This window comes from Pseudomonas sp. WS 5532 (genome assembly GCF_012985445.1).
Classification (GTDB): domain Bacteria; phylum Pseudomonadota; class Gammaproteobacteria; order Pseudomonadales; family Pseudomonadaceae; genus Aquipseudomonas; species Aquipseudomonas edaphica.
The window spans coordinates 137614-160531 of the sequence record NZ_JAAQWK010000008.1 but is presented as its reverse complement, the minus strand read 5'-3'; the positions used below and the strand labels follow the sequence as shown (position 1 = coordinate 160531).

General features: G+C 56.8%; 23 protein-coding genes, 1 tRNA gene and 2 pseudogenes. 18 read left to right on the top strand and 8 right to left on the bottom strand.

Features of this window, described 5'->3' with window-relative positions:
- Window positions 1–49 precede the first annotated feature (49 nt).
- From HBO23_RS15960 to HBO23_RS15950, 3 genes are all read right to left on the bottom strand, one after another.
- On the bottom strand, window positions 50–2044 hold the full coding sequence (locus HBO23_RS15960) for a methyl-accepting chemotaxis protein (RefSeq protein ID WP_170037595.1): 1995 nt from the start codon (window positions 2042–2044) through the stop codon (window positions 50–52).
- 161 nt (window positions 2045–2205) lie between these two features.
- Window positions 2206–3102: a calcium-binding protein gene (locus HBO23_RS15955; protein ID WP_080593797.1), complete on the bottom strand. Its 897-nt coding sequence runs from the start codon at window positions 3100–3102 to the stop codon at window positions 2206–2208.
- A gap of 324 nt (window positions 3103–3426) precedes the next feature.
- A complete protein-coding gene (locus HBO23_RS15950; RefSeq protein WP_017138905.1) occupies window positions 3427–4338 on the bottom strand; it encodes an AraC family transcriptional regulator in 912 nt (303 codons plus the stop codon).
- Between the two features lie 102 nt (window positions 4339–4440).
- Between HBO23_RS15950 and HBO23_RS15945 the strand changes: the two genes are divergently transcribed.
- From HBO23_RS15945 to HBO23_RS15925, 5 genes are read left to right on the top strand one after another with little or no spacing between them, the layout of a single operon-like run.
- On the top strand, window positions 4441–5001 hold the full coding sequence (locus HBO23_RS15945) for a carboxymuconolactone decarboxylase family protein (RefSeq protein WP_170037592.1): 561 nt from the start codon (window positions 4441–4443) through the stop codon (window positions 4999–5001).
- A gap of 38 nt (window positions 5002–5039) precedes the next feature.
- Window positions 5040–6101 (top strand): acyl-CoA dehydrogenase family protein, encoded by a 1062-nt coding sequence (locus HBO23_RS15940; RefSeq protein ID WP_169986208.1) that lies wholly within the window; start codon window positions 5040–5042, stop codon window positions 6099–6101.
- Window positions 6098–6901, top strand: a complete 804-nt coding sequence (locus HBO23_RS15935; RefSeq protein ID WP_170037589.1) for an ABC transporter ATP-binding protein — start codon at window positions 6098–6100, stop codon at window positions 6899–6901. Before HBO23_RS15940 ends, HBO23_RS15935 begins: the two co-directional genes overlap by 4 nt.
- Window positions 6888–8087 carry an ABC transporter substrate-binding protein gene (locus HBO23_RS15930; RefSeq protein ID WP_170037586.1) on the top strand — a complete coding sequence of 400 codons (1200 nt, stop codon included), beginning with the start codon at window positions 6888–6890 and terminating at the stop codon, window positions 8085–8087. The genes HBO23_RS15935 and HBO23_RS15930 overlap by 14 nt, the downstream gene beginning before the upstream one ends.
- The gene (locus HBO23_RS15925; RefSeq protein ID WP_170037583.1) at window positions 8084–8845 is read left to right on the top strand and encodes an ABC transporter permease; all 762 of its coding nucleotides are present in this window, start codon (window positions 8084–8086) and stop codon (window positions 8843–8845) included. The genes HBO23_RS15930 and HBO23_RS15925 overlap by 4 nt, the downstream gene beginning before the upstream one ends.
- A gap of 47 nt (window positions 8846–8892) precedes the next feature.
- Here the strand turns inward: HBO23_RS15925 and HBO23_RS15920 are convergent, their stop codons facing one another.
- On the bottom strand, window positions 8893–9036 hold the full coding sequence (locus tag HBO23_RS15920; RefSeq protein ID WP_169986206.1) for a hypothetical protein: 144 nt from the start codon (window positions 9034–9036) through the stop codon (window positions 8893–8895).
- A 172-nt stretch (window positions 9037–9208) separates the two neighbouring features.
- On the opposite strand from HBO23_RS15920, the gene HBO23_RS15915 reads away from it, so the two are divergent.
- Window positions 9209–9403 (top strand): hypothetical protein, encoded by a 195-nt coding sequence (locus HBO23_RS15915; protein ID WP_017138898.1) that lies wholly within the window; start codon window positions 9209–9211, stop codon window positions 9401–9403.
- A 27-nt stretch (window positions 9404–9430) separates the two neighbouring features.
- Here the strand turns inward: HBO23_RS15915 and HBO23_RS15910 are convergent, their stop codons facing one another.
- A complete protein-coding gene (locus HBO23_RS15910; RefSeq protein WP_099549681.1) occupies window positions 9431–9808 on the bottom strand; it encodes a fe2+ zn2+ uptake regulation protein in 378 nt (125 codons plus the stop codon).
- 239 nt (window positions 9809–10047) lie between these two features.
- On the opposite strand from HBO23_RS15910, the gene HBO23_RS15905 reads away from it, so the two are divergent.
- From HBO23_RS15905 to HBO23_RS34115, 3 genes are all read left to right on the top strand, one after another.
- On the top strand, window positions 10048–12327 hold the full coding sequence (locus tag HBO23_RS15905) for an acylase (RefSeq protein WP_170037580.1): 2280 nt from the start codon (window positions 10048–10050) through the stop codon (window positions 12325–12327).
- Window positions 12328–12539: 212 nt separating this feature from the next.
- Window positions 12540–12613: transfer RNA gene (locus HBO23_RS15900), tRNA-Cys, on the top strand.
- 294 nt (window positions 12614–12907) lie between these two features.
- Window positions 12908–13324 (top strand): hypothetical protein, encoded by a 417-nt coding sequence (locus HBO23_RS34115; RefSeq protein ID WP_026013832.1) that lies wholly within the window; start codon window positions 12908–12910, stop codon window positions 13322–13324.
- On the opposite strand, the gene HBO23_RS15890 is transcribed toward HBO23_RS34115, so the two are convergent.
- Window positions 13304–14266, bottom strand: coding sequence for a LysR family transcriptional regulator (locus tag HBO23_RS15890; protein WP_017138895.1), 963 nt, complete (start codon window positions 14264–14266; stop codon window positions 13304–13306). The two genes, HBO23_RS34115 and HBO23_RS15890, sit on opposite strands and share 21 nt — an antisense overlap.
- A 123-nt stretch (window positions 14267–14389) precedes the next feature.
- Here HBO23_RS15890 and HBO23_RS15885 point away from each other — a divergent pair.
- The 7 genes and pseudogenes from HBO23_RS15885 to HBO23_RS15860 form a co-directional block, all read left to right on the top strand.
- Window positions 14390–14488: pseudogene (locus tag HBO23_RS15885) on the top strand (hypothetical protein); the annotation flags it as partial.
- A gap of 88 nt (window positions 14489–14576) precedes the next feature.
- A complete protein-coding gene (locus HBO23_RS15880) occupies window positions 14577–15881 on the top strand; it encodes a serine hydrolase (protein ID WP_170037577.1) in 1305 nt (434 codons plus the stop codon).
- Window positions 15882–16219: 338 nt separating this feature from the next.
- A complete protein-coding gene (locus HBO23_RS15875) occupies window positions 16220–16972 on the top strand; it encodes an alpha/beta hydrolase (protein WP_017138893.1) in 753 nt (250 codons plus the stop codon).
- 311 nt (window positions 16973–17283) lie between these two features.
- On the top strand, window positions 17284–18222 hold the full coding sequence (locus HBO23_RS15870; protein ID WP_225932993.1) for a DUF481 domain-containing protein: 939 nt from the start codon (window positions 17284–17286) through the stop codon (window positions 18220–18222).
- Window positions 18223–18338: 116 nt separating this feature from the next.
- A pseudogene (locus HBO23_RS33895) lies at window positions 18339–18533 on the top strand (kinase); the annotation flags it as partial.
- Window positions 18534–18638: 105 nt separating this feature from the next.
- Window positions 18639–19619 carry an MBL fold metallo-hydrolase gene (locus HBO23_RS15865; RefSeq protein WP_217858118.1) on the top strand — a complete coding sequence of 327 codons (981 nt, stop codon included), beginning with the start codon at window positions 18639–18641 and terminating at the stop codon, window positions 19617–19619.
- A gap of 779 nt (window positions 19620–20398) precedes the next feature.
- Window positions 20399–20593: a hypothetical protein gene (locus HBO23_RS15860; protein WP_170037574.1), complete on the top strand. Its 195-nt coding sequence runs from the start codon at window positions 20399–20401 to the stop codon at window positions 20591–20593.
- Between the two features lie 118 nt (window positions 20594–20711).
- Here HBO23_RS15860 and HBO23_RS15855 read toward each other — a convergent pair whose 3' ends face one another.
- Window positions 20712–20966: a DUF3077 domain-containing protein gene (locus tag HBO23_RS15855; RefSeq protein ID WP_170037571.1), complete on the bottom strand. Its 255-nt coding sequence runs from the start codon at window positions 20964–20966 to the stop codon at window positions 20712–20714.
- Between the two features lie 229 nt (window positions 20967–21195).
- Between HBO23_RS15855 and HBO23_RS15850 the strand changes: the two genes are divergently transcribed.
- Complete coding sequence (locus tag HBO23_RS15850; RefSeq protein WP_225932992.1) at window positions 21196–21537, top strand: hypothetical protein; 342 nt, start codon at window positions 21196–21198, stop codon at window positions 21535–21537.
- A gap of 64 nt (window positions 21538–21601) precedes the next feature.
- Here the strand turns inward: HBO23_RS15850 and HBO23_RS15845 are convergent, their stop codons facing one another.
- Window positions 21602–22243, bottom strand: a complete 642-nt coding sequence (locus HBO23_RS15845) for a hypothetical protein (RefSeq protein WP_170037568.1) — start codon at window positions 22241–22243, stop codon at window positions 21602–21604.
- Window positions 22244–22361: 118 nt separating this feature from the next.
- On the opposite strand from HBO23_RS15845, the gene arr reads away from it, so the two are divergent.
- A complete protein-coding gene (arr, locus tag HBO23_RS15840; RefSeq protein ID WP_017138886.1) occupies window positions 22362–22778 on the top strand; it encodes an NAD(+)--rifampin ADP-ribosyltransferase in 417 nt (138 codons plus the stop codon).
- The last annotated feature ends 140 nt before the right edge of the window (window positions 22779–22918 follow it).

Below are 22918 nucleotides of genomic sequence, written 5' to 3'. Positions count from 1 at the left end.
CAGAATAGTCCCACTCCCGCGCATTGCACGGGAGTGTCTCAGTCTTTTATCAGCGCACCTTGAAGCGGCCCATCAATGCAATGACCCGGCCATTGGCATCCAACAGGCTCTGAGTGTTGGTTTGGGTGGCGTGGCCACTTTCTACCAACTCATCGACCATCTGTCGGATCTGCACCATGCTGCGGTTGATCTCCTCGGTCACTGCGCTTTGCTGCTCGGCCGCCGTGGCGATCTGGGTGCTGAGGTTATTGATATGGCTGACGGAACCGGCCATCTCATCCAGCCCGGTGTTCACCCGTGCCGTGGCATCCGCCGCCGACTGGCAACTGGCCTGGGTGTTTTCCATGGCCGCCACCGACGAACTCACGCCGGTGGTCAGGCGCGCGAGCATCTCGTTGATCTGCGAGGTGCTGGCCTGGGTCCGTGCCGCCAGCGCCCGTACTTCATCGGCCACCACCGCAAAACCACGGCCTTGCTCGCCAGCCCGCGCTGCTTCAATGGCTGCGTTAAGGGCCAGCAGGTTGGTCTGGCCGGCAATCGCGCCGATCACGCCGAGGGTTTCGGTGATGCGTGCAGCGTCCTGGCGCATGGCCTCCACGGTGTGGGTGGCGCTGGCGACTTCGCCGATCAAGGCGCTGACACTGGTGGACGCTTCGCCCACCACCACGCGGGAGCGGTCGGCATGCTCGTTGGCGCGCTGGGTGAACGAGGCGGTTTCCGCCGCGTTTTGCGCGACGGTGTCGGCAGTCGAGCTCATTTGCGTGATGGCGGTGACGGTCTGGTCGGTCTCCGAGGCGTGGCGCACCAGGATCTGGTTGGTGTGGGCCGATGTCTGCTGCAGTTGCGCCAGGCTCGACGACATGGCGCCCGTGGCCTGGGTCACTTCACCAATCATGTTCTGCAAGTAGACGATAAAGTGGTTGACCGAATGGCCGATGGCGCCCAGTTCGTCTTCGGCGCGAATGGTGATGCGTCGCGTCAGATCGGCGTCGCCGGCTGACAAGGCATCGATATTGGTCTTCAACGACTTCATGCGCTGCACCAGTTGGCGGATCGCATAGGCGGCCAGCAGCACCAGCAGCAACACCATGGGAATTTGCAGCAGGGCCAGGCTGCCGAGCACGTCATCACGCTGGGCAGTGATCAACGAGGTCGGCAGGGCGGTGGCGAGGAACCACGGCGTGCCCTCGATCGGGCGCAGGTAGAAGGTGCTGGCCACGCCCTGGTTGTCGAACTCGTTACGCACAAGCCCTTGGTCACGATGGGCCAGGGCTTGACTCACTTGGGCGGCAAACGCCGAGGTGCTGGCCAGCTCGCTGATGTTCTTCAACACCACCGGGCCGCTGATGCGCGAACTGTTGCTGATGATCTTGCCGTCGCCTTCAACGATCAGCATCTGGCCGCCGATGTCTTTTTCCTTGCTGGCCACCAGCTCATTGAAGAACCCCAGGGTTACGTCAATGGTGGCCACGCCATAGGCTGCGCCATCGCGCTGAATGGCCATGGCACAGTTGGTGCGTGGCTCCTGGCTGGCGTCGTCCTTGTAGGCGGCGGCCCAGGCGCACTGGCCGCGCGGCGAGGCGAGGCCGCCTTTGTACCAGCTCTGGTCGTAGTAGTTGGGCGCAGCGTCGCTGTTCCAGAACGTGTTGACCGCCAGTTTGCCCGACGCATCACGGTGCCAGAAGGTGCTGAACTTGTTGCGCCCTGGAGCGCGCTGGTTGGGCAGTGGCCAGATACCGCCGCCGAAGACTTTCAGCTCGCCATACTGGTCCACCAGGCCGGGCAGCACCTTGTCGATGGCATCGCTGTCGAGCAGGGGAATGGTTTGGGTGATGCTACGTTGTTGGGCTTGAACCTTGTTCAGTTCGCCCTGGATGCGCTCAGCCACTTCGGCGACGCGGTTGAGCACCACCTGTTCTTCGGTATGGCGCAGCGTGGGGGCCACCAACTGGCCGATACCGACAACGGTCAACACCAATATCAGCAGGACGAACAGCACCAGAAACAAGGTGTAGCGGGTTTGGATGGAGCGCAGAGGGGGCATGGGATCGTCCTTACGAAGCGTTATTATCGACGCGGCTTTGTTAGAGCTTCGTAGGGCTATCGGCTTGGAGAGAAGGAGCTTTAGGTACGATGGTGCAAAGTGAGTGGGCAACGGTGACCTTGCCGGTGTTCGCCACTGCAAGGTCACCCCTTGAGCTGACCTTATTGGCCAGTGGTGCTCGGTTTCACCTCAGTGAAAGCCGAGCCTTGCGTGGTGTCGAAGTGATCATTGGCGCCAGCGAAAATACGGTCCTTGCTCCGATTATTCCGAATGCGGTCATTACCTTCGCCGGTGAAGAACGACGTACGGTCATGCCCCACCAATTCGTCGTCGCCGCCTTCTCCGTGCAGGTAGTTGTCCCCACTCCCACCCAAGAGCGTGTCGTCGCCGGGACCACCATTGAGAAGGTTCCATTTATGCGCGCTGCTGAACCCGGCCTGGAGGTGGTCGTCGCCAGCCTCGCCGAACAGAATGGTAGGGCCGCTGCCGCCGTACAGCCTGTCGTTGCCGTCGCCACCTTGTGCAACGCCAAAGCCACTGCCCAAGCGCAGCGTATCGTTGCCGTCTTGCCCAAGGAGTCCGGTCGGGCCTGCGCCGGCCTGGAGTCTGTCGTCGCCATCACCCCCCTCGATTAACACGTAATGCTTGACGTCATCCTCGACGATGACTGTGTCATTACCGCCATTGGTCTTGATCAACAGGTTGTTGTTCAAGCTTTGTTGGGGTGGGATATCGACCACATACGACTGTCCGTTGACGATGAACTGCAACTTGTCACCTGGCCAGCTGCGCACGCGAATGATGTCGTCGTCGTTACCGGTTTCAACCTTAAGTTGATTGGCAACAATCTTAGGTTTACCGGGGTACGCCGTGCTCCAGGTGATTTCGCGGCTAAAGGTCACATCGCCTTTTTGGAGCAGTATGTGTGTCCTGACGTCTCGCGCGCCCGGTGACAGGTCGGCGGGTGGATCATAGGGTGAAGGTTTGGGCTTGACCGGCTCGACGCTTGGCACAAGGTGACGCGCGGTTGCTGGGGCGTGAGCGTAGGGAGAGAGCATGGTGATGTCCTTCTCGATAACCAAGGTATAAACCTGACCGCATGTCAGGGCTCCTCTTACGTGGGCGATCGATGCAAGAGCGTTCCTGGCAACCGCGCAGAGCTTGCGACTGGATATGTCGTTCGTCCGGTGATGATCGGCCGTAGAGGGTCAGACCAGGTAGCGCTTGCGCAAAGGCCGGTCCATTTCACGACTGCAGGTATAAACAGGAAGCCTCTCTCATCGCCTAAAACGGTCGGATCGCAATACACCACTGCCGCGTCGGCACGTGAGCCGGGCCTGTTGTGTGGTGCGTTTTCATGCGATTTCCGGCTTTCCTGGTTGCTAATTCCGCCATTGACCTTTGCGATAAGCCCCAGGCTGCTGGCCGGTGGTCTTGTAGAACGCCCGAGTAAACGCTGCCACCGACTGATAACCCACCGCCAGTGACACATCGGCCACGGTCATGTCTTCTTTGAACAGGCGGCAGGCATGGCGCATGCGCATCATCAACAGCACCTGCCCCGGCGATTGCCCGCACAGCTCGCTGAAACGCTTGAAAAATGCCGAGCGCGACAAACCGGTGCAGGCTGCCATGCTTTCCAGGGTCCATGGGTCTGCCGGTCGGGCGATCAATTGCTCGAGCAACTCGGCGAATGCCGGTTGTCGGCCCAGTGCCGCCAGACCGCCCAGTTCGCTGTTATCGATGACTTGCTGACGCAGCACATACAGAAACAATAAATGGCACAAACGCTCGAGCAATGCCGAGGAGGGCGCCGGGACGCGCTCGCACTCTTGCAGGATCAATTCGAACAGATTACGCGCGGCAGTAAGCGATGGGTCGCCGGCGCGCAGGATGATCCAGGCGGGCAAGCCGTCGACGATCATCGCCGACAAACCGGAATGGAAGTGAAAAAAACCGCAGACCAGGCCGACGCCATCTTCGGCGTTGCTGTCCAGCGCCAGCATCGGTCGGCGCGGGCATTCCTGCGCTGCCGCGGCCGTGGCCTCGCCAGACAGCCGATACTCGAGGTCACGCAGCAGAAACACCGCATCACCATTATTCAGGTGATGGGGAAGGGGTTCGCCGTCAATATGCAACCAGCATTGGCCCTGCACAATCAGGTGGAAACTCGCGCTGGCCAGCCCATGGGTGCTGGCATGCCACGCGCCGCAATAGCGGCCGACATGGAACAGGCTGGTGTTGAGTTCGAGGCTGTCTAATAACCAATCAACGAGCGCACTGGACGAATTCATCTAACGGAAAGACTCTAGAGCAAGTAATCGCTACTTTAGCCTATTGAGGCGTTTTTTTATAACCAACAGACTTAGGCGATGAACCCATCAGGAGACCACTCCATGTCCCGTGTACCGTTGCTCACCCCCGAAACCGCTCCGGAAGCGGCCAAGCCCTTCCTGGAAAATGCCCTCAAAGGCTCGGGTTTCATTCCCAACCTGCTCGCCGTGTTGGCCAATGCACCGGCGGCGCTGGAAACCTACATCACCGTGTCCGGGCTCAACGCCAAGTCTGAGCTGAGCCTGGCCGACCGCGAAGTGGTGCAGCTGATTGCCGCCACCACCCACGGCTGCGATTTCTGCGTGGCCGGCCATACCGCTGTCGCGCGCAATAAAGCCAAGCTGCCCGAAGACGTGATTGACGCCCTGCGCCAGCGCGGTGAATTGCCCAACGCCCGTTATGAGACACTCGCCGCCTTCACCCGCGAAGTGATCGCTACCCGTGGCGATGTCAGCGACGCGGGTTTTGAAGCGTTCCGCGCCACCGGTTATACCGAGGGCCAGGCGCTGGAAGTTATTTTGGGCGTCAGCCTGGCAACCCTGTGCAACTTCGCTAACGTGTTTGCCCGTACCCCGCTGAACCCGGAGCTGGCGCAATACCGTTGGGAAAAACCGGCAAGCTGAATCGGCGATGGTCCACCTGCTGTAAAAAGGAGAAACGAATGCTTGACCCTATCTTGAGCCGTTGGCTCGATGTTCAAGCGCAGGCCCTGGATGTGGGCAGTTGCGATCCACAGGAAGTGCTGCCAAGGCTGGCAGAGTCGAATGTATTAAGCATTGGCGTGCCCAAGGCGCTGGGCGGCTTGGGCGGTGATGTGACCGGCGCGGTGGAAGCCATTGCCAACGTGGCCAGCCATTCCCTGGCGGCGGCGTTTGTGTGTTGGGGCCAGCGCTCTTTTATCGAATATTTGTTGCAGAGCCCGAATGAGCGGCTGCGCGAGCAACTGTTGCCGGACCTGCTCAGCGGCAAGCTGGCCGGGGCGACCGGGCTGTCGAACGCGATGAAATTTTTGTCCGGCATCGAGACCCTGCAAATCAGCGCGGAGCCGACCGAAGACGGTTGGACCCTTAATGGCCGCCTGCACTGGGTGACCAACCTGCGCAAGAACGGTTTTGTTGCGGCGGCGGCGATTGAGCATGCCGGCGGCGGCGCGCCGTTTATTCTGGCCATCCCGGATTCGGTCGCAGGGCTGCAGCGTTCGCGTGACCTGGAACTGATGGGCCTGCAATCGAGCAATACCGCGGCCCTGGGCCTGGAAGGCGTGGAGCTGAGCCGCGACTGGTTGCTGCATGAAGATGCACGCAAGTTTCTGCCGGCCGTACGCCCGGCGTTCCTGGGTTTGCAGTGCGGCATGTCCATTGGCCTGGCGAGGCGCTCACTGGCGGAAGTGGCCAACCATTTGGGCTCCTCACGCACGGTGTTGCGTGACGAGCTGGAAGCCTTGCGAGCGACCCTCGATCACCTGGTCACAGAACTTAAAGGCGGCCTGTTGGCCGGTCGTTTTGCCGTCGAGCCGGTGCCCTTGTTCAAACTGCGCATCGCCCTGGCCGAAACCGCCGCCAGCGCGGTGCAGCTGGAACTGCAAGCCAGTGGTGGCAAGGCCTACCTCACAGCCCATGGCAGTGGCTTTGCACGGCGCTGGCGCGAGTCGGCCTTTGTGCCGATCGTGACGCCAAGCCTGGTGCAGCTGCGCACCGAGCTGCACCGTCAGGCCAACCTATGAGTCAGGCGGTACTGAGCGCCGAGGGTATTTGCCTGGGCTATGCCAGCGGGCCGGTGTTGCAAGGGTTTGATTTGCAGCTGCAGCCGGGCGAAGTGGTGTCGATCCTCGGCCCCAGCGGCGTGGGTAAATCCAGCCTGCTGCGCGTGCTGGCCGGTTTGCAGGCGCCGCATGGCGGTAGCGTGCAGGTGCTGGGCGAGCCGCTGGCCGGGCCGCATCCACGGGTGGCAGTGGCGTTTCAAGACCCCAGCCTGTTGCCCTGGCTGAACCTGGAAAAGAACGTCGCCTTTGGCCTGGATTTCGCCCGTCAGCCGCACTTGAGCCTTGAGCAGCGCCGCCAGCGCGTCGACCACGCCATTGCGGCGGTCGGCCTGGAACATGCGCGCCAGCAGTTTCCAGCGCAGTTGTCCGGCGGCATGGCCCAGCGCACCGCGTTGGCCCGTTGCCTCGCCCGCCAGCCGCAGGTGTTGCTGCTGGATGAGCCGTTCGGCGCGCTGGATGAAGTCACCCGCGCCGACATGCAGCGCCTGCTGCTCAAGGTCAATCGCGAGCAGGGTTCGGCGGCGGTATTGATCACCCACGACATCGACGAAGCGCTGCTGCTATCCGACCGCATCCTGCTACTGGGCAACCGCCCGGCGCGGACCTTGGGCGAATGGCGCATAGATTTGCCGCAACCGCGCGAAGAGCAGGTTGAAGCCATCGGCGCGTTGCGTATCGAGATTCTGAAAACCTTACGGCAGGCGAGCCGCCCTCAACCCAACCCCATTGATCAACAGGAGTTTTCACATGTGTCTGGATGACCTTACGCACTCGCGCCGTGACTTTCTCAAACTCTCGGCGGTGCTCAGTGCCGCCGGTGCCTTGCCGCTGCTCAGCAGCCTGCAAGCCCGCGCCGCCAGCGAGCCGGACGCGCCGGTACGCATCGGCTATTTGCCGATCACCGACGCCACGCCCTTGCTGGTGGCGCATAACAACGGTTTGTTCGAGGCCGAAGGCATCAAGGCCGAGCGCCCGGTGCTGTTGCGCAGTTGGGCGCAGGTGATCGAGGCGTTTATTTCCGGGCAGGTCAACGTGATTCACTTGCTGTCGCCGATGACGGTATGGGCGCGCTACGGCAGCAAGGTGCCGGCCAAAGTCGTGGCCTGGAACCATGTCGGCGGTTCGGGCCTGACGGTTTCGCCGGGCATTACCGAGGTGAAGCAATTAGGCGGCAAGTCGGTGGCGATTCCGTTCTGGTACTCGATCCACAACGTAGTGGTGCAGCAACTGTTCCGCGACAACGGCCTCACGCCAGTAGCGCGTGCCGCCGGGGCTGCGATTGCGGCCAATGAGGTCAACCTGATCGTGTTGCCGCCTTCGGATATGCCGCCGGCATTGGCGAGTAAACGCATTGACGGCTACATCGTCGCCGAGCCGTTCAACGCCCTGGCGGAAAACCTCAAGGTCGGCCGCGTGCAGCGCTTTACCGGCGATGTGTGGCGCAACCACGCCTGCTGCGTGGTGTTCATGCACGAGCATGACCTGACCAACCGCCCGGAGTGGTCGCAGAAGGTGGTCAATGCCATCGTCAAGGCGCAGGTGTGGACTCGCGAGAACCGCGAAGAGGCGGTGAAGCTGCTGTCCAAGGACGGCCCGAACCGCTATACACCGCACGCCGAGCCGGTGTTGAGCAAGGTGCTGGCCCCGGCCGCCGCCGACCGTGCCGCGTACCTGGCTGACGGCGCGATCCAGCATGCCAACTGGGACGAGCATCGCATCGACTTCCAGCCGTACCCATTTCCCAGCTACACCGAGGAATTGGTACGGCGCTTGAAGGACACTTTGATCGAAGGCGACAAGAAATTCCTCGCTGACCTGGACCCAACGTTCGTGGCCAAGGACCTGGTGGACGACCGCTTCGTGCGCAATGCCATCGAATCCGTGGGCGGCATGAAAACCTTCGGTTTGCCCGACGGTTACGAACGGCACGAGGAGATCGGCGTTTGAACAACGGCAGAATCCCTGGCTGGTGGCTGGGGCTGAGTGGTTTGGCCGGCTTGCTGTTGCTGTGGTGGTTGGGTGTGAAAGTGTTTGGCGATACCGATGGCTTGTCGGCGCGCTTTTCGCTGGCGGCAACGGCAAGCAGCTTGTGGGAATTGCTCGGGCGCAGCGAGCTGTACCTGCACATCGCGGTGAGCCTGAAGCGCATATTCGTTGGGCTGTTTCTGGCCTTGTTGGTCGGTGTGCCGTTGGGGCTGCTGGTGGGCAGTTCGCGCAACCTGGAGGCCGCCACCACACCGGCGTTCCAGTTTCTGCGGATGATCTCGCCACTGTCCTGGATGCCCATTGTGGTGATGTTGATGGGCGTGGGTGACCAGCCGATTTACTTCCTGCTGGCGTTTGCGGCGGTGTGGCCGATCATGCTCAACACCGCCGCTGGCGTACGCCAGTTGGACCCGCGTTGGTTGCAACTGAGTAAAAGCCTGAGCGCCACGCGCTGGGAAACCCTGCGACGGGTGATCATTCCCGGCGTAGTCGGGCATGTGCTGACCGGCGTGCGCCTGGCCATTGGCATTTTGTGGATCGTGCTGGTGCCGTGCGAAATGCTCGGGGTGAGCGCGGGGCTGGGGTATTACATCCTCGACACGCGTGACCGCCTGGCGTATTCGGAGTTGATGGCGATGGTGGTGGTGATCGGCTTGCTGGGGTTTGCGCTGGATGCCTTTGCGCGCTGGCTATATCAACGTTGGGTGCATGCAGGCTGACTGCAGGCGTCTCGCTTTGCTCACTGCAAAGCGAGACGCGCGTGGTGTCAGCGGTGCTCGTAGCCACGGCCGCCATCGTAGCGATGGTCGTGGTCGTGCCAGCCGCCACCGCCGCCACGTGGGAAAAAGAAGCAGCCGCTCATGGTCAACATGATCAGCAATGGAATCAACAGTGTGATTCGACGGAGCATTTTCAAATCCTCTAAAGTACCGACAGGTTCAATCAGGCGCGGAACAAGCCAAAATTTCTCAGCGCCTGTAACATATGACCCTGCCGAACCGGTGCCATCCCCGTAACCGGGTATGTGCTTGGCATGCTCGGCGATACAAAGTGGATACATTCTTAAGCTTCAGGAACCCGTCATGACCCAAAAGCAACGTTTGAAATATTCGATTCTGATCGCCCTGACAGTACTGGCGTCGATGTTTGGCCTGTCTTATCTGCAAAACACCGGCGTGATCAGCGAAAAAACGTTCCAGTACCTGGCGATTGCGATTGCCGTCGTGGTAGTGGTGATCAACGGCATCATGCGTCGCAAGGTCAAGCCTCACTTCTGATGCCTGCTGGAGCGCCGAGCGAAAGCGTCAGGCGCGACTGTCGAGCACTTTGGCAGCCTCTGCATGGAGGCTGTAGCTCTTATCGGCATTGAGGGTGATCACGCCCTCGCTGCACAGGCGCTTCAGCACCTCGCGCACACTGAGAAACGACAACGGAATGCCCAGCTCCAGCAAATGGCTGTGCACACCGCGCACGCCCAATGTGCGCTGGTTGTCGGCAGCAGTGAGGAGGGCGTCAATGACCTTCAGCCGGATCAGGCTGGTGCGCAAACCGAAGCACTTGAGCAAATGGCGGATACGCTGGTTGCCGTGCTCCGGCGCTTTGCCGAACGCTTGTGCGCCGCCGCCGTAATTGGCGTCGGCAGCCGGTGAATGTCCATCCATGGGCGGTTGCGGGTTGTACATGCAAAAAACTCCTTATCAGAGCCTGATCAGGAAAATGATGGCGCTCTTATTTGAATAAGACGAACGAGCGAGCGAAATCATGAAGTCCTGGATGTAGAAATTTTGTCGGTATCCGCTTTGTCACACGTCGACCGCCCTTAAAAAACACCCGCTGCGGCTAAATTATTCCCGGTTGCCTGCGTTCTTACGGTGGGGTCGTTGCCCCCTGTAAGGGTGTCCAAATTGACTGTGGAGCTTGCGTGATTATTTCCAACCGGTTGTCCAAGGCGTGCGTGGCAGGGCTATTGCTGGGGCTGAGCCTGAACGCTTCAGCGCGTGAACAGGTGACACAGGCTTCAGCCGATATTCGCCGCACCACCTTCGGCGTGCCGCACATCCGCGCCAATGATGAGCGTGGCTTGGGTTACGGTATTGGTTACGCGTATGCGCAAGACAACCTGTGCCTGCTGGCCAATGAAGTGGTCACGGTGAACGGCGAGCGTGCGCGGTTTTTCGGCCCGGACCAGGCGGCCCTCGAAGAGCGCAACAACCTGGCCAGTGATGTGTTTTTCAACTGGCTGAATACGCCCCAGGCGGTTGCCGCATTCTGGAAGGCGCAAACCCCACAGATGCAGCAGCGCATCGAAGGCTATGTCGCCGGCTACAACCGTTATCTGAAAGAGCAGGGCGCACCGACCCAGTGCCACGCCACCTGGGTGCGCCCGTTGGTGGTGGAAGACCTGGTCAAGCTGACCCGCAGGCTGCTGGTGGAAGGCGGTGTCGGCCAATTCGCCGAAGCCCTGGTCGGCGCCACGCCGCCTAACGCCACTGCCGCTGTGCCGTTGAGCATGAAGGCCTTTGAACTGGCAGCAGCCAATCAGCAACGCTTCAGCCTCGACCGTGGCAGCAACGCCGTGGCCGTGGGCCGTGATCGTTCATTTAATGGCCGTGGCATGCTGCTGGCCAACCCGCATTTTCCGTGGGTCGGTGGCATGCGTTTTTATGAGATGCACCTGACCATCCCGGGCCAACTGGACGTGATGGGCGCAGCACTGCCGGGTTTGCCGGTGATCAATATCGGCTTTAACCAGCACGTGGCCTGGACCCACACGGTGGACACGTCCAAGCATTTCACCCTGTATCGGCTGACCCTCGATCCCAAGGATTCCACGCGTTATCTGCTGGATGGGAAATCCATCGCTATGGAGCATCGTGCGGTGAAGGTCCAAGTCAAACAACCCGATGGCAGCCTCAAAGAGGTCACTCATACGGTCTACAGTTCGCAATTCGGCCCCGTGGTGCAATGGCCCGGCAAGCTCGACTGGGACAGCCACTACGCCTTCAGCCTGCGCGACGCCAACCTGGGTAACGACCGCGTGCTGCAACAGTGGTACGCGATGAACCGCGCCACCAGCCTTAAAGAACTGCAAACCTCGGTGCACACCCTGCAAGGCATACCGTGGGTCAATACCGTGGCCGCCGACGACCAGGGCCAGAGCCTCTACATGAACCTGTCGGTGGTGCCCAACGTCAGCGCAGCCAAACTGGCGCAATGCAGCGACCCTCGCGCGGGCCTGCAAATGATCATGCTCGACGGCGCCCACAGCGCCTGCGCCTGGGACGTTGACCCGCGTGCAGCGCAACCTGGCATCTTCGCTGCCGACCAGTTGCCGCAACTGCAACGCACCGACTACGTGCAACACTCCAACGACTCGGCGTGGCTGGCCAACCCCAAGTCGCCACTCACCGGCTTCTCCCCGGTGATCAGCCAGGACCACATCGGCCTCGGCCCGCGCGCACGCTTCGCCGTGCAGCGCCTGCAATCCCTGGAGAAGCAACCGATCAGCGTGGCCGACCTGCAAAACATGGTCATGGACAACGAGGTGTACCTCGCCAGCCAAGTCATGCCAGACCTGCTCGAATATTGCGCCAAACATCTGGGCACTGACGCCGCCGCGCTGCAACCGTTGTGTACCAGCCTGAAAGCCTGGGACCAGCACGCCAACCTCGACAGTGGCATCGGCCTGGTGCATTTCATTAACCTGGTCGAACACCTGCAACAAATCCCCGACGCCTGGCGCGTTGCCTTCGACCCGGCGCAGCCGTTGACCACACCCCGTGGCCTGGCCATCGACCACATCGAGGTGGCCAAAGCCCTGCGCGAAGCCATGCTGGCCTCCAGTGAAGAGGTCAGTAAACTCAAGGCCACCCGCTGGGGCGACATCCAGGTCAGCGGCCAAACCCCCATGCACGGCGGCCCGCAACAGCTGGGCATCTACAACGCCATGCAAACCGTGCCCCGCGCCGATGGCAAACGCGAAGTCGTCAGCGGCACCAGCTACCTGCAAATCGTCACCTTCGACGACAAAGGCCCCCAGGCACTGGGCGTGCTGGCCTTCTCCGAATCCAGCAACCCCGCATCCAAACACGCCAAGGACCAGACCCAAGCCTTCTCCGAGAAAAAGCTGCGCGCGCTGCCTTTCACCGAAGCCCAGATCAAGGCCGACCCGCACTATCAGCAACAGCGCATCCAGGAGTAGGGCAGGCCCGCAACTCCTTGATGACTATACGAAATATTTTTGAAATCAAGGGGTTGCAGGTAAAAGCAAATGCGTACATAATGGCGCCCATCGAACGCAACGAAGCATTTAAAACTTCAATGCATTCAATGAGTTAGAGTAGAGACAGGGTTTTACAGCCCACTCAAGTTTTTATGCGGTGAATGTCAGCAGTCAGGGCATTGATCGTTTGAGGCCGAGTAGCAAAATGGTTATGCAGCGGATTGCAAATCCGCCTACGCCGGTTCGATTCCGACCTCGGCCTCCACTCTTGAAAACCCCGTAGATTAACGTCTACGGGGTTTTTTATTGTCTGAGATTTGCTCATCGCTTTCGCAATTTTTCGGATCACTTCCGCAACACTGCCTTTTTTCGGGAAATTCAAGACGCCGTTATCGTTATGCCTCTCCTCGATTGGACGTGGGATTGTGCTTGAGACTAAGGAGCCTAAGCGCCCACAACGGCCGGAAGCGGTCATACGTAGCATCTGCTGGCTCATCCGAAGTCCAGACGCGTTTGTTATCAAGGTTGACGTTCGGATTCCATTGACGGCTCTGCGTTCTTGCAGGTCGTCGATAAAGCTACTCAGGCCGGATTGGATTCCGGCATCCTCCAAACGAAGATGGAGGCGTTTTTCGGTCTTGCCCTGGCCAATCAGCAAAAAGCCATTGTTCAAGTCGGTGGCTGCAATCTTGAGCACATCGGCGGGACGTTGGCCGGTCAGGTAGGCCAGATCCATCGCGTCCTTGAACTCCTGTACCGCTTCCGCGTATACCGCGTTCCATACGGTTTCACCGGCATAATAGTCCCGTGGCTTTTCCTTGTTTCGGCGAACGTCAAAGCAAGGGTTTGCTTTGTCAGTCAGCCCTGCATACAACGGAGGGGAAAGAGAGAAAGTTCGGTTCTCATGCTGACCAGCGCTTCGTTTGCTCAGATGGAGCTCGACCGTAGTCTGAAGTTAGTCCGAGATGGCCGCTGACTGAGTTACGACAGGCAGGCGTTTTTCTGCCTCGTCGATAATCAGTGCGATGGTTTTTCTGGCGATGGGTGACAACGTACGGCCGGCATGAAACACGATGGTTTCCGGGATAGAGCGCAAATGTATGGGGATCGCAGGCTGGATTTTTTCGATTAGATCGATCAGCACGCCACTCTCCAAATCAGGCGCTAGCCAAGATTGCCAAGTGAGCAGTAGCGCGTCGCTAGTCAGCGTGGCCTGACGCAGGCAGTTCAGCTCATTGCATACCAACTTCCACGGCAGTAGTGTCGTCGAGGGCATTCCGAATAGCGCCCGGGCGTGCACGTCGTCCGTGGTCACAGCAGCCCACGGGTAGGCGAGTAGTTGCTGATGCGTCACCGGCTCGGCCTGTCGAGCCAGTGGGTGCTCGTGGCGACAGAAGATAGAGGCCGGTTGTGGCGGCAAACTCCGAACGTCAAAGCGTGGGTCTACCCCCTGCTCGACCCGCACGCTCGCTACGACAAACTCGATGTCTTCCTGTGCCAGTTGGTTGGCCAAGTGATGCCAGTAATTGACTTCAGGGGTCACCACCAGCTTGGGCGCGCTCTTGCGCAAGGCCAGCAGCACGTTGGGAAGGGTGGTGTTGGCGGTCATCATGCCGACGCCGAAGTTGAGTTCACCTCCCTGCCCCCCGGCGATGTCGCTGGCCTCCGCGACCAACTTGTCGGCGCACGCCAGCATCTCGCGCGCCCGAGCAATGAGCTGGTGACCAGCGCATGTCAGCGTCACTGAGCGGGTGTCCCGATCAAACAGGCGCACCTTTAGGTCTTTTTCCAGCGATTGGATGCTACGGCTGAACGCCGTCTGCGAAAGATGGGCTCGCTCCGCAGCCCGGGAGAAGTGCAGTTCCTCTCCAAGCAAGACCAGGTGACGAATTCGCTTCAAGTCAATTAAGTCGCTCAATGCATCAATCGCTCTTCATATTTGCATTGGACGGTTGTACCTCACTCCCAGAAAATTCGCCAGAGTTTGCGCTTGGCTGGCAACCTGTGCGTTTGCGTTTCGATGCCCTGAAACGATGACGGCCGGCTCAACTTTAAAAAGGGTGAGACCTTCTCGAAGATCTTCAAAGGCATTCACGACCTGCAATTGAGTACAGAGCTCCGTGTGATCTTGCGGCCTTAGGTCTAATTGGTTGCCGTGAACAGAAAAGGCCTGCTGGCCACCCGATTGCGACGCAATCCGAGTAATCAAGCGTGCGAAGGAGACTAAAATGCAAGTGAAAATAGACGCTCTGCAAACCTTGCCGGGCAGCGCTATAGCCCAGTCTGACGTCCAGCCGCAGTTCCTCAGCGCCGACGCCAGCGATCCGCAGGTCATAGGCTGGATGCAAGGTTCACCGCCGGTGCCGGAAAAGGTCGTGCGATTCAGCAACATCCTGCAGTTCCCCCAGACGCGCTGGTCGTTCTCGCATCTGCGCGAGCTGTTGCCAAGCGTGCAGGTCGCGCGTGGAAAGGGAGCAGCCAGCCCGTTACCTCGCGCCGAACGCGGAGACATCGACGCCCTGGTCTTCACCCTACTGGGCAGCGACCGCACTATGACCTGGGAACAGTCACTGAAGGCCAACTACACCGATGGGATCCTGGTACTGCACCGCGGGCAAGTGGTCTATGAACGCTACTTCGGCGCGTTGACTGATCAGGGCCAGCACATTGCCATGTCGGTCACCAAATCTTTTATCGGCACCTTGGCGGCGATGCTGGTCGAGGAAGGTAGTATCGACCCACAGGCGAAGGTCAGCCACTACGTTCTGGAGTTGAGGGACAGTGCATTTGGCGATGCCACGGTACGCCAAGTAATGGATATGACAGTCGGTGTTCGCTACTCGGAAGACTACGCCGACCCCAAAGCGGAAATCTGGGAGTACTTACGAGCCGCCCATATGACATCGCGACCGGAGGGATACGTCGGCGCAACCGCGGTGACCGAATACCTGATGAAACTGCGCAAAGAGGGCGAGCACGGTCAGGCCTTTGCTTACAAGACGGTCAATACCGACGTTTTGTCCTGGGTGATCCAGCGCGCGACGGGCAAACCCATCGCAGTCAATCTACAAGAGCGCATCTGGAGCAAGCTGGGGGCCGAGCAGGACGCCTACTTGATCGTCGATGAGGTGGGTACCGCGTTTACCGGTGGCGGTTTCAACACCTCGTTGCGCGACTTGGCCCGTTTCGGCGAGATGATGCGCCTGGACGGCAAGTTTAATGGCCAGCAGATAGTGCCCAAGAGCGTGATCGCGAATATTCGTGGGGGCGCCAGCCAGCAAGACTTCGCCAAGGCAGGCTATGAGCTGCTGCCAAACTGGAGTTATCGCAACATGTGGTGGGTGTCCCACGACACTCATGGCGTCTACTCGGCACGTGGGCTCCACGGACAAAGCATGTATATCGACCCCAAGGCGAAAATGGTCATTGTGCGTTATGCCTCGCACCCCTTGGCTAGCAGTTCGAACTTCGATCCGACTACCTTGCCCGCCTATCGAGCGGTGGCCAATCATCTGATGGCCAACTCGCTATAGTGCGATGAAAAGCGGTAATAGCAGGCATTGGAGAGTGGGCGGCAGTGTTCCGCGATGTACCATTCGCCAATGTTGAGTCGTTTCGCAATAACGAATACTGCTTAGACCGGTTGACCAACGCTGGTTTGAACGATTACTTATTTTAATTTTTAATAATATTTATACTGGAATATATTGTGGGCTCGCTAACTAATCCTCAAAAACCTAGTTTTAGAAGTCGCGCACTTATAGCATATCTTTTGCTGGTCAGGCGAAAATCAGTTTATGGCTCCTTGGATAGAGTGCTGAAGAGTTTTCGGAAATCACGAGAGCAGGGCCCTGCAAGACCAACTATTAAAATGCAAAAGAAAATCTCCATCGAACTCCAAATGGTTGATGGTATCGAAGTCTACAGGCTAGCCCCTAAAGATGACCAAGCAAGCTCCAAACATATTTTCTATCTTCATGGTGGAGCTTACGTTTGGCCTATTACGTTTCTGCACTGGCGCTTTCTTCAAACGTTAGTCGAAAGATATGGCTATATTATCATAGTGCCGCTTTATCCCCTTGCACCAGAGACTAAATGTAAAACCGTTATTTTTCGCATGTTGTCTATATATAAGCTTGCTTGTTTTAACGCTCGATGTCACGCAATGAATGTAATGGGCGACTCAGCTGGCGGCGGCCTTGCAGTTGCCCTCTGCTTCGCGTTAACAGATATCGGATATGTGCAACCTACTAAGCTAGTATTGATCTGCCCTTGGATGGATGTCACGTTGAGTAACGAGTTAATTTCAAAAACCGAGAAGTCAGATCCAATGCTCTCCGCGAGAGGTTTAAGAGCGGCCGGCATGATGTATGCGGGAGATCTTGGTACGGACCACAACTACGTAAGTCCGATTAACGGAGATCCAGAAAATCTACCTCCGATCCTTATTTTCGCTGGCACCCGCGACATTATTCACCACGATGCAATTAATTTCTGTGAGAAAACGTTGGCGCTTGGAGGTGAGGTTCAGTTGCATATCGGGAGAGGAATGATTCACGTGTGGCCAATCCTTCCGATACCTGAAGCGAAACAAGCTATGGATAAAATAGCTTGTTTTCTTTAATGCTGGTATGAGCGTCAACTGTCAAGTAAATAAGTGATGCGCAGCAGTCCTGTATGATTTCGAATCGGTCAAGCTAAATAGCTCTATTTAGAAACTTAGATCTCGCGGCTAACGACGGCATTGAGATTGCGATGCTGACTTCACGCTGCAAAGCGAACGGAGGGCGGTTCTTCATAATGTAAAACACGGTAATTGTGACATATGGCAGGTTTCTCAAGCCCGGTGGGTTCGTCATGCGATTAACAGCGGTGATATTGTCGTGCTCTGTCTACGTGAGCGTTCTTTCACTGTGCGCATCTGCGGACAATGTAATGCTGAAAAATGGTGACCGTGTTAGCGGAGACATCATTTTGATGGAGGGCGCAAATCTTGTTCTGAGTACGAATTACGGAGGCGATATAACGATCAGTAAGGACCAGATTCAAACTTTGGAAAGCAAACAGCCGCTCATGGTAAAGCAAGTGGGCCAGTTGCAAGGAACTGTTGAATCGATTCAAACCGGTCCGCAAGGCAACGTGCGAGTTGGTGTGGGCGTTGGTTTGAGTCTTGTCGACCTTAACAATATCGACCAGATTATGAAGCCCCAACCCAACCTCACGGCTGCAATTTGGAAGGGGAACATTGACCTTGCGCTTCATGCCGAAAAGGCTAAGGCAGAGAGTGAAAATGTTGAACTTGCGGCACAAACAAGTTTTGTCAGTGGCTCTTGGCGGCATAGCGCGACTGCTCACGTCCGCGAAGATGACGCAGAGGTTGCAAGTACGGCAAACTGGAGTGCCGAGTACTCCGTGGATCGTTTCCTAACCGATAACTGGCTTTGGGAAGGAGGCTTCAATTACAAAAAGGATCAGTTCGAAGACCTAATAACCAGGCGAAAAATTGGCACCGGTCCCGGTTACCAATTCTGGGACGATCAATTAGGCAAGCTTACCATCGTAGCGCTGTTGAATCGTATGCGTTTCGGGTACTCAGACGGTAGCAGTAGTACGTTTTACTTCACGTCTGCCCGCTGGGACTTCAAACGATATCTGGTTGGAAAAAAGTTTGAATTTTTTACATCGGGTGAGTTGGGAAGGCCACTCAGCGATATAGCATATTATGCTTATGACTCTGAGCTAGGCTTGCGTTACAGTGTCACGGAATGGGCTTCCTTAAATCTGAAATATGAACACGCGGTAGTCGCGGGTAAATCCGATAATAGCAACTTGGACAGTGCTAGATATACAGCCGGTTTTGGTGTGAATTGGTGATGAATATTTTGCATGCCTGGATGAGCGCCCAGTGCGACCTCGAGCCCGAAGGTTCGGCCATCAGCAAAGCAATCGATGACAGCCTGAAATTCTGGGCAGCGCTGTAGCGCTACTGCAAACATGGACACCAGCGCCGGGTAGTAACCAGGGAAATTGATATTCTTGGGCTGACTCCGCCGACCTGGCAATCTGGACTGGATTACGAATATGAGACGTGGGGAAACGATCCGTTTAATATAGACACAGTCTTGGCGTCATCGCAAAGTGTGATTGGCAACGCTTACTTAGCGGGCGCTTACAGCGTAGCTTAATGCGTCTCGTCTTATATGAGGCGGGCAGCTTAGATAAAAAACTAGATCCGGCTATGGAGGGCAGCGATGCCTATCCATTTCAATATCAATATCAGGAGATGTAGCGTGAGTCGTAGCAAAAAAGTGTTGGGCTGTGCATTTGTTATGGCAGTGTTGGCAGGGGCGCTCTGGGGGGCATGGAAATTCTCATCACCCTCGGTTCAACCCTTTGCTTCGCTAAGACCGCAAGTCGGTCAAGGATCTCCGGACTTGACGGTGCGTTTTCTGGGCGCTGGCACATTGAGCTTCGATGATGGGGAGACTGCGATCATGGAGGACGGTTTTTTCTCACGGCCAAGTATTTATTCGGTGCTACTGACGGCTATACAGCCTAATGAGCAGCGCATTGATGCAAGTTTGCGCAGCGCTGGCATTTCCAAGCTTGCAGCGATATTCGTCGCGCATTCGCATTACGACCATGTCCTGGACAGTGGCTTGGTTGCTCTCAAAACAGGCGCTACGGTATTGGGTACAGCATCGACTGCCAACGCCGTTATGGGTGCCGGATTACCTCCTGAGCGTATCAAGGTAATCAAAGACGGAGATTCTTTTTCGTTTGGTCAATTTCAAATCAAAGCCTTCGAGACCCCGCATTCACCACATCCCACCTCACCAGGTTTCATCGATCATCCGCTGCACACTCCTGCCCGGCAGGAGGATTTCAAAGTTGGCGAAAACTTCTCGTACCTGATTACTCATGGCAGCCGTCGTCTTCTGGTGATCGCCAGTGGTAATTACAGTCCAGGCAAGTTCAAGGATGTCAGGGCAGATGTGGTGTTCCTTGGCATCGGAACGTTAGGTAAACAAACCCCGGAGTTTGTCGCGCAATATTGGCAAGAGGCGGTTGTCCAGACGGGCGCTAAAATCGTGATCCCGATCCATTGGGATAATTTTTTTGAGCCCTTGGACCAACCGTTGACCGCTATGCCGCGCATATTGGACTCTTTCGATCAGAGCATGGGCATGTTGATACCCCTGGCACAACGGGACGCTGTGAAGGTGCAACTGCCTGTCGCTTTCGCCCCGATCGATCTAGATGCCTTGTAGCCATCGAATAGGCCGGCGACTCGGTTGGCCTAAAGAAGCCACCGGTAAATTAAGAAAACGCAAGGACCCGATTTTCTCAAAGAAATATGGGGGGAGTGATCTATGGCGCCCAAAAAATAGCCCCATGCGCTCGGTCTTGTGTCGGTTGCAGGCAGCAGGAATCAGCCAATTCCTGCTCTTCGTGAAGGAATGTTTTGGGCCGATAGCTGCCTGTCTTGCCGTTGTGTCGAGGGCCAGCTCAGGGAGTGGGTGAAGCGACGGCGGCGATGCTGATCAGCCAAGATTGGAGCGAAAAACAGTTCCGCAATGAAAAATCAACGTCGCGCAAACAAAGGTCTCCGGCCGTTTAAATACATCACAAATGCGGAAAAGTAATTTATTTAACTAATTGATTTTTAGAGTTTTAATTGTGGATTGCAAATCCGCCTACGCCGGTTCGATTCCGACCTCGGCCTCCACTCTTGGAAGCCCCGTAGATCAACGGTCTACGGGGTTTTTTAATGCCTGCAATTTGAAAGCCGTTCCGCAACCCCGCGCATGTCTCGCGCATTGAGCCTCGGGCCAACTACATGAACAATGCGTTGCAGGACTTCATTTCGGATGTTGGGGCGATTTTATCCAGGGCTTTTGCTGATGCACTTTGATAATTTTGCATGTCGGTCGAATGCGCTTTTTAATTACAAATCAGTATAAGAAACTGCTAATTTTCACAGGTTCACAAAAATCAATGACGATGGATGATTTCATCTCCATTAAATATTAATGTAAAGGAGATTGTTATGTCTATTGATCATATGGTTTATGCTTACACGCTATCGGAAGATAAAGACAACATTTTAGATAAGGAGCAGTCGCTTGAAGTTTTAGACTTTTTTAAGCCTACTGATGAAGAGCAATTCAAACTCTTAAAAGAACTGTTGAAGGGCAAGACCGACGAGGAAATTCGGCAGTTTTTAGCGCAGGCGAATAGTTGATTGCTGTTGTGCCACGGTCAAAACCTCGCTTCGGCGAGGTTTTTTTGACTAAAAGGGGTCAGGCCACAATTTCTGAATGTTAAAAAAGGTGGTCTTCCCATGTTCAATTGCTAGGCGGTCAATGGTCAGCGGCTATTGGGCTCAATTTCTCCAACGCATCATCCACGAGCAGTTGCGCGTTCTCAATCAGCTGCGCCAACCCAAATATTTGAAACCGTCGAGATCCAGTTGATCCGAACGCTTGTTCATTCGCCATAACCGATGCCGAAGCCAAAATTTCACTTGCATTCACTAGCGCATCTTCCGTGCTTAATTCTGTCCTCACTTTAAACGCGTTAGTCGAATGGTCGTTGCCAGGTGTGGGTGTTTTCAAGAGTGATGCTCCAAAGGGCAATACTCAGATAATTCAGGTTGCGACGCCCGGTCACAGTAATTACTGCGACGGCAAATCCTAACCAAGTCACTTCCTATGGCTCAACCTCGTTAGTTTGTGGGAAACGTCCGAGACCAAGCAGAGCAGCGTTAGCGATGTTCAGAAAGTAAAATTATAAGGCGAGCTGGCGAGCTGCCATGTACCCTCATGCCTTTCCTGGGGGATAACAATGAAAATCTGGCTAATGGTTTTAGTCACTGCGATGCTCACGGCCTGCGCCGACAGCGGTCCTATAAAAGTGGGGCCTGACACCTACACCATCTCAACGCGAGTTCCCCTTGGTGGGCCGGCCTCGGCGAAAGGCCAGGCGCTGAAAGAAGCGAATCAGTTTTGTGAGTCTCAAGGCCGGGAAATTCTTCTAGACCACATGCAGTCAAGCGAATGCGCCTTGCACGGCGGCTGCGGGGAGGCGGAGATATTCTTCTTTTGCCTGGCCAAAGGCGACCCGCAATTAAAACGCCAAAAGTACAGCCCCGATCCAACTCAAAAAATCGAAATCGACCAGCGCTGATGCTCTGCTGCCGAGAGAAGGGACGGACCTATGTTCAGTGACATGAATCCATCCCTTTCTTTTGTTAAGCCGCCACCGCCGTAGCAACCGGAGCGTACAGTGCTTGGCGTTCCAGAAGGCTCAGCAACTGCCAATTTTTCCCGACGCGTTTATACAGATCGGCGTTGTGTGGGATCTTCACCGTATTGAGCAGCCGCTGTTGGTAGCAGCCATACAGGTGTTTCAGAAAACCAGGTGGCATCACGATGTCTGTACTTGGCACATGGAACGAAATTGCCATGGGCCATTCTTTTTGACGAACGGACCCCAGCAGAGCAGGGCTGACGTCTTCAGGTTTGCCAATGGATACCCAGGTGGCGGGGTGTTTGCCATCCATCCAATGGGCGAACCATTCTGGCAGGCGCCCGCGCTTTGCCGGGTAGGGCATCAATACGCCAGCCTGCATTTTCTTGATCAGGTTTTCCCGAGTCAGTCGGTGGGTGATGCGCACGGTGGGAAGGCGATTTATTGCCTCCAGAAACGCTTTGTTATCAGCGAGTGCGCCAAGGTGCGCAGCCACGTGCATGATCATCACGATGAGCGCCAGAACCCCAAGGAAAAGCCAGAATTTAATCGACGGGTCAACACGGACGTAAAGGGGGAAGGCATAAACGACAGCGGCCAACGGAATGAACGCGCCAGTGCAATATAGAAATTTCTTGTTCACGCGGGGGCCTCAAAAGAAAAGCAGTGATGCTACAGTGCCATCACTGTTTTGGCTTCTCCATTTCATCCATTTTTTGTGTTATTACCCCCAACTCCCTTCCTCCAAGGAGCACCCAGCCATGTCCACTACTGCCGGCGTATTCACCCGCCAGTTCTTCCACGGCACCCGGGCTGACCTTGAGCCAGGCGACACCGTCCGCGTCGGCTACCCCTCCAACTTCACAACGGGCAAGCCACTGTCCTGGGTGTATTTCGCGGGCACGTTGGACGCTGCGATTTGGGGCGCTGAGCTGGCGTTGGGTGACGGTCCAGAACGGATTTACGTGGTAGAGGCCACCGGGCCAATCTTGGATGACCCCAACGTGACGGATAAGAAATTTGCCGGTAACCCGACGCTGTCCTATCGCTCGTTGGAGCCGCTACGGGTGGTGGCTGAGGTGACGAAGTGGCAGGGGCATGCGCCTGAGCGGTTGCAGCAGATGAAGGACAACCTTGCCCGTTTGAAGGCGGAAGGTCGCGATGTGATTATCGACTGATTGAGTGGCCTTGTGGTGAGCGGGCTTGGCCCGGTGCAAGCCAATTCAGGCGACGTGATGTGTCAGTTAGAGTGAACTGGGGCTGCTTCGCAGCCCAACGCAGGGCAAGCCTGCTCGCCACAGTAACGGTGTTCGCCTTT

Excerpts from the sequence above, each read along its gene's own strand:
- HBO23_RS15915 (WP_017138898.1), top strand. The coding sequence starts at position 9,209 with ATGACCCAAAAGCAACGTTTGAAATATTCGATTCTGATCGCCCTGACA.
- HBO23_RS15940 (WP_169986208.1), top strand. The coding sequence starts at position 5,040 with ATGCTTGACCCTATCTTGAGCCGTTGGCTCGATGTTCAAGCGCAGGCC.
- HBO23_RS15870 (WP_225932993.1), top strand. The coding sequence starts at position 17,284 with ATGCTGAAAAATGGTGACCGTGTTAGCGGAGACATCATTTTGATGGAG.
- HBO23_RS15955 (WP_080593797.1), bottom strand. The coding sequence starts at position 3,102 with ATGCTCTCTCCCTACGCTCACGCCCCAGCAACCGCGCGTCACCTTGTG.
- HBO23_RS15875 (WP_017138893.1), top strand. The coding sequence starts at position 16,220 with ATGCAAAAGAAAATCTCCATCGAACTCCAAATGGTTGATGGTATCGAA.
- HBO23_RS15880 (WP_170037577.1), top strand. The coding sequence starts at position 14,577 with ATGCAAGTGAAAATAGACGCTCTGCAAACCTTGCCGGGCAGCGCTATA.
- HBO23_RS15910 (WP_099549681.1), bottom strand. The coding sequence starts at position 9,808 with ATGTACAACCCGCAACCGCCCATGGATGGACATTCACCGGCTGCCGAC.
- HBO23_RS15930 (WP_170037586.1), top strand. The coding sequence starts at position 6,888 with ATGTGTCTGGATGACCTTACGCACTCGCGCCGTGACTTTCTCAAACTC.
- HBO23_RS15960 (WP_170037595.1), bottom strand. The coding sequence starts at position 2,044 with ATGCCCCCTCTGCGCTCCATCCAAACCCGCTACACCTTGTTTCTGGTG.
- HBO23_RS15860 (WP_170037574.1), top strand. The coding sequence starts at position 20,399 with ATGTCTATTGATCATATGGTTTATGCTTACACGCTATCGGAAGATAAA.
- arr (WP_017138886.1), top strand. The coding sequence starts at position 22,362 with ATGTCCACTACTGCCGGCGTATTCACCCGCCAGTTCTTCCACGGCACC.
- HBO23_RS15945 (WP_170037592.1), top strand. The coding sequence starts at position 4,441 with ATGTCCCGTGTACCGTTGCTCACCCCCGAAACCGCTCCGGAAGCGGCC.
- HBO23_RS15950 (WP_017138905.1), bottom strand. The coding sequence starts at position 4,338 with ATGAATTCGTCCAGTGCGCTCGTTGATTGGTTATTAGACAGCCTCGAA.
- HBO23_RS15920 (WP_169986206.1), bottom strand. The coding sequence starts at position 9,036 with ATGCTCCGTCGAATCACACTGTTGATTCCATTGCTGATCATGTTGACC.
- HBO23_RS15935 (WP_170037589.1), top strand. The coding sequence starts at position 6,098 with ATGAGTCAGGCGGTACTGAGCGCCGAGGGTATTTGCCTGGGCTATGCC.
- HBO23_RS15850 (WP_225932992.1), top strand. The coding sequence starts at position 21,196 with ATGAAAATCTGGCTAATGGTTTTAGTCACTGCGATGCTCACGGCCTGC.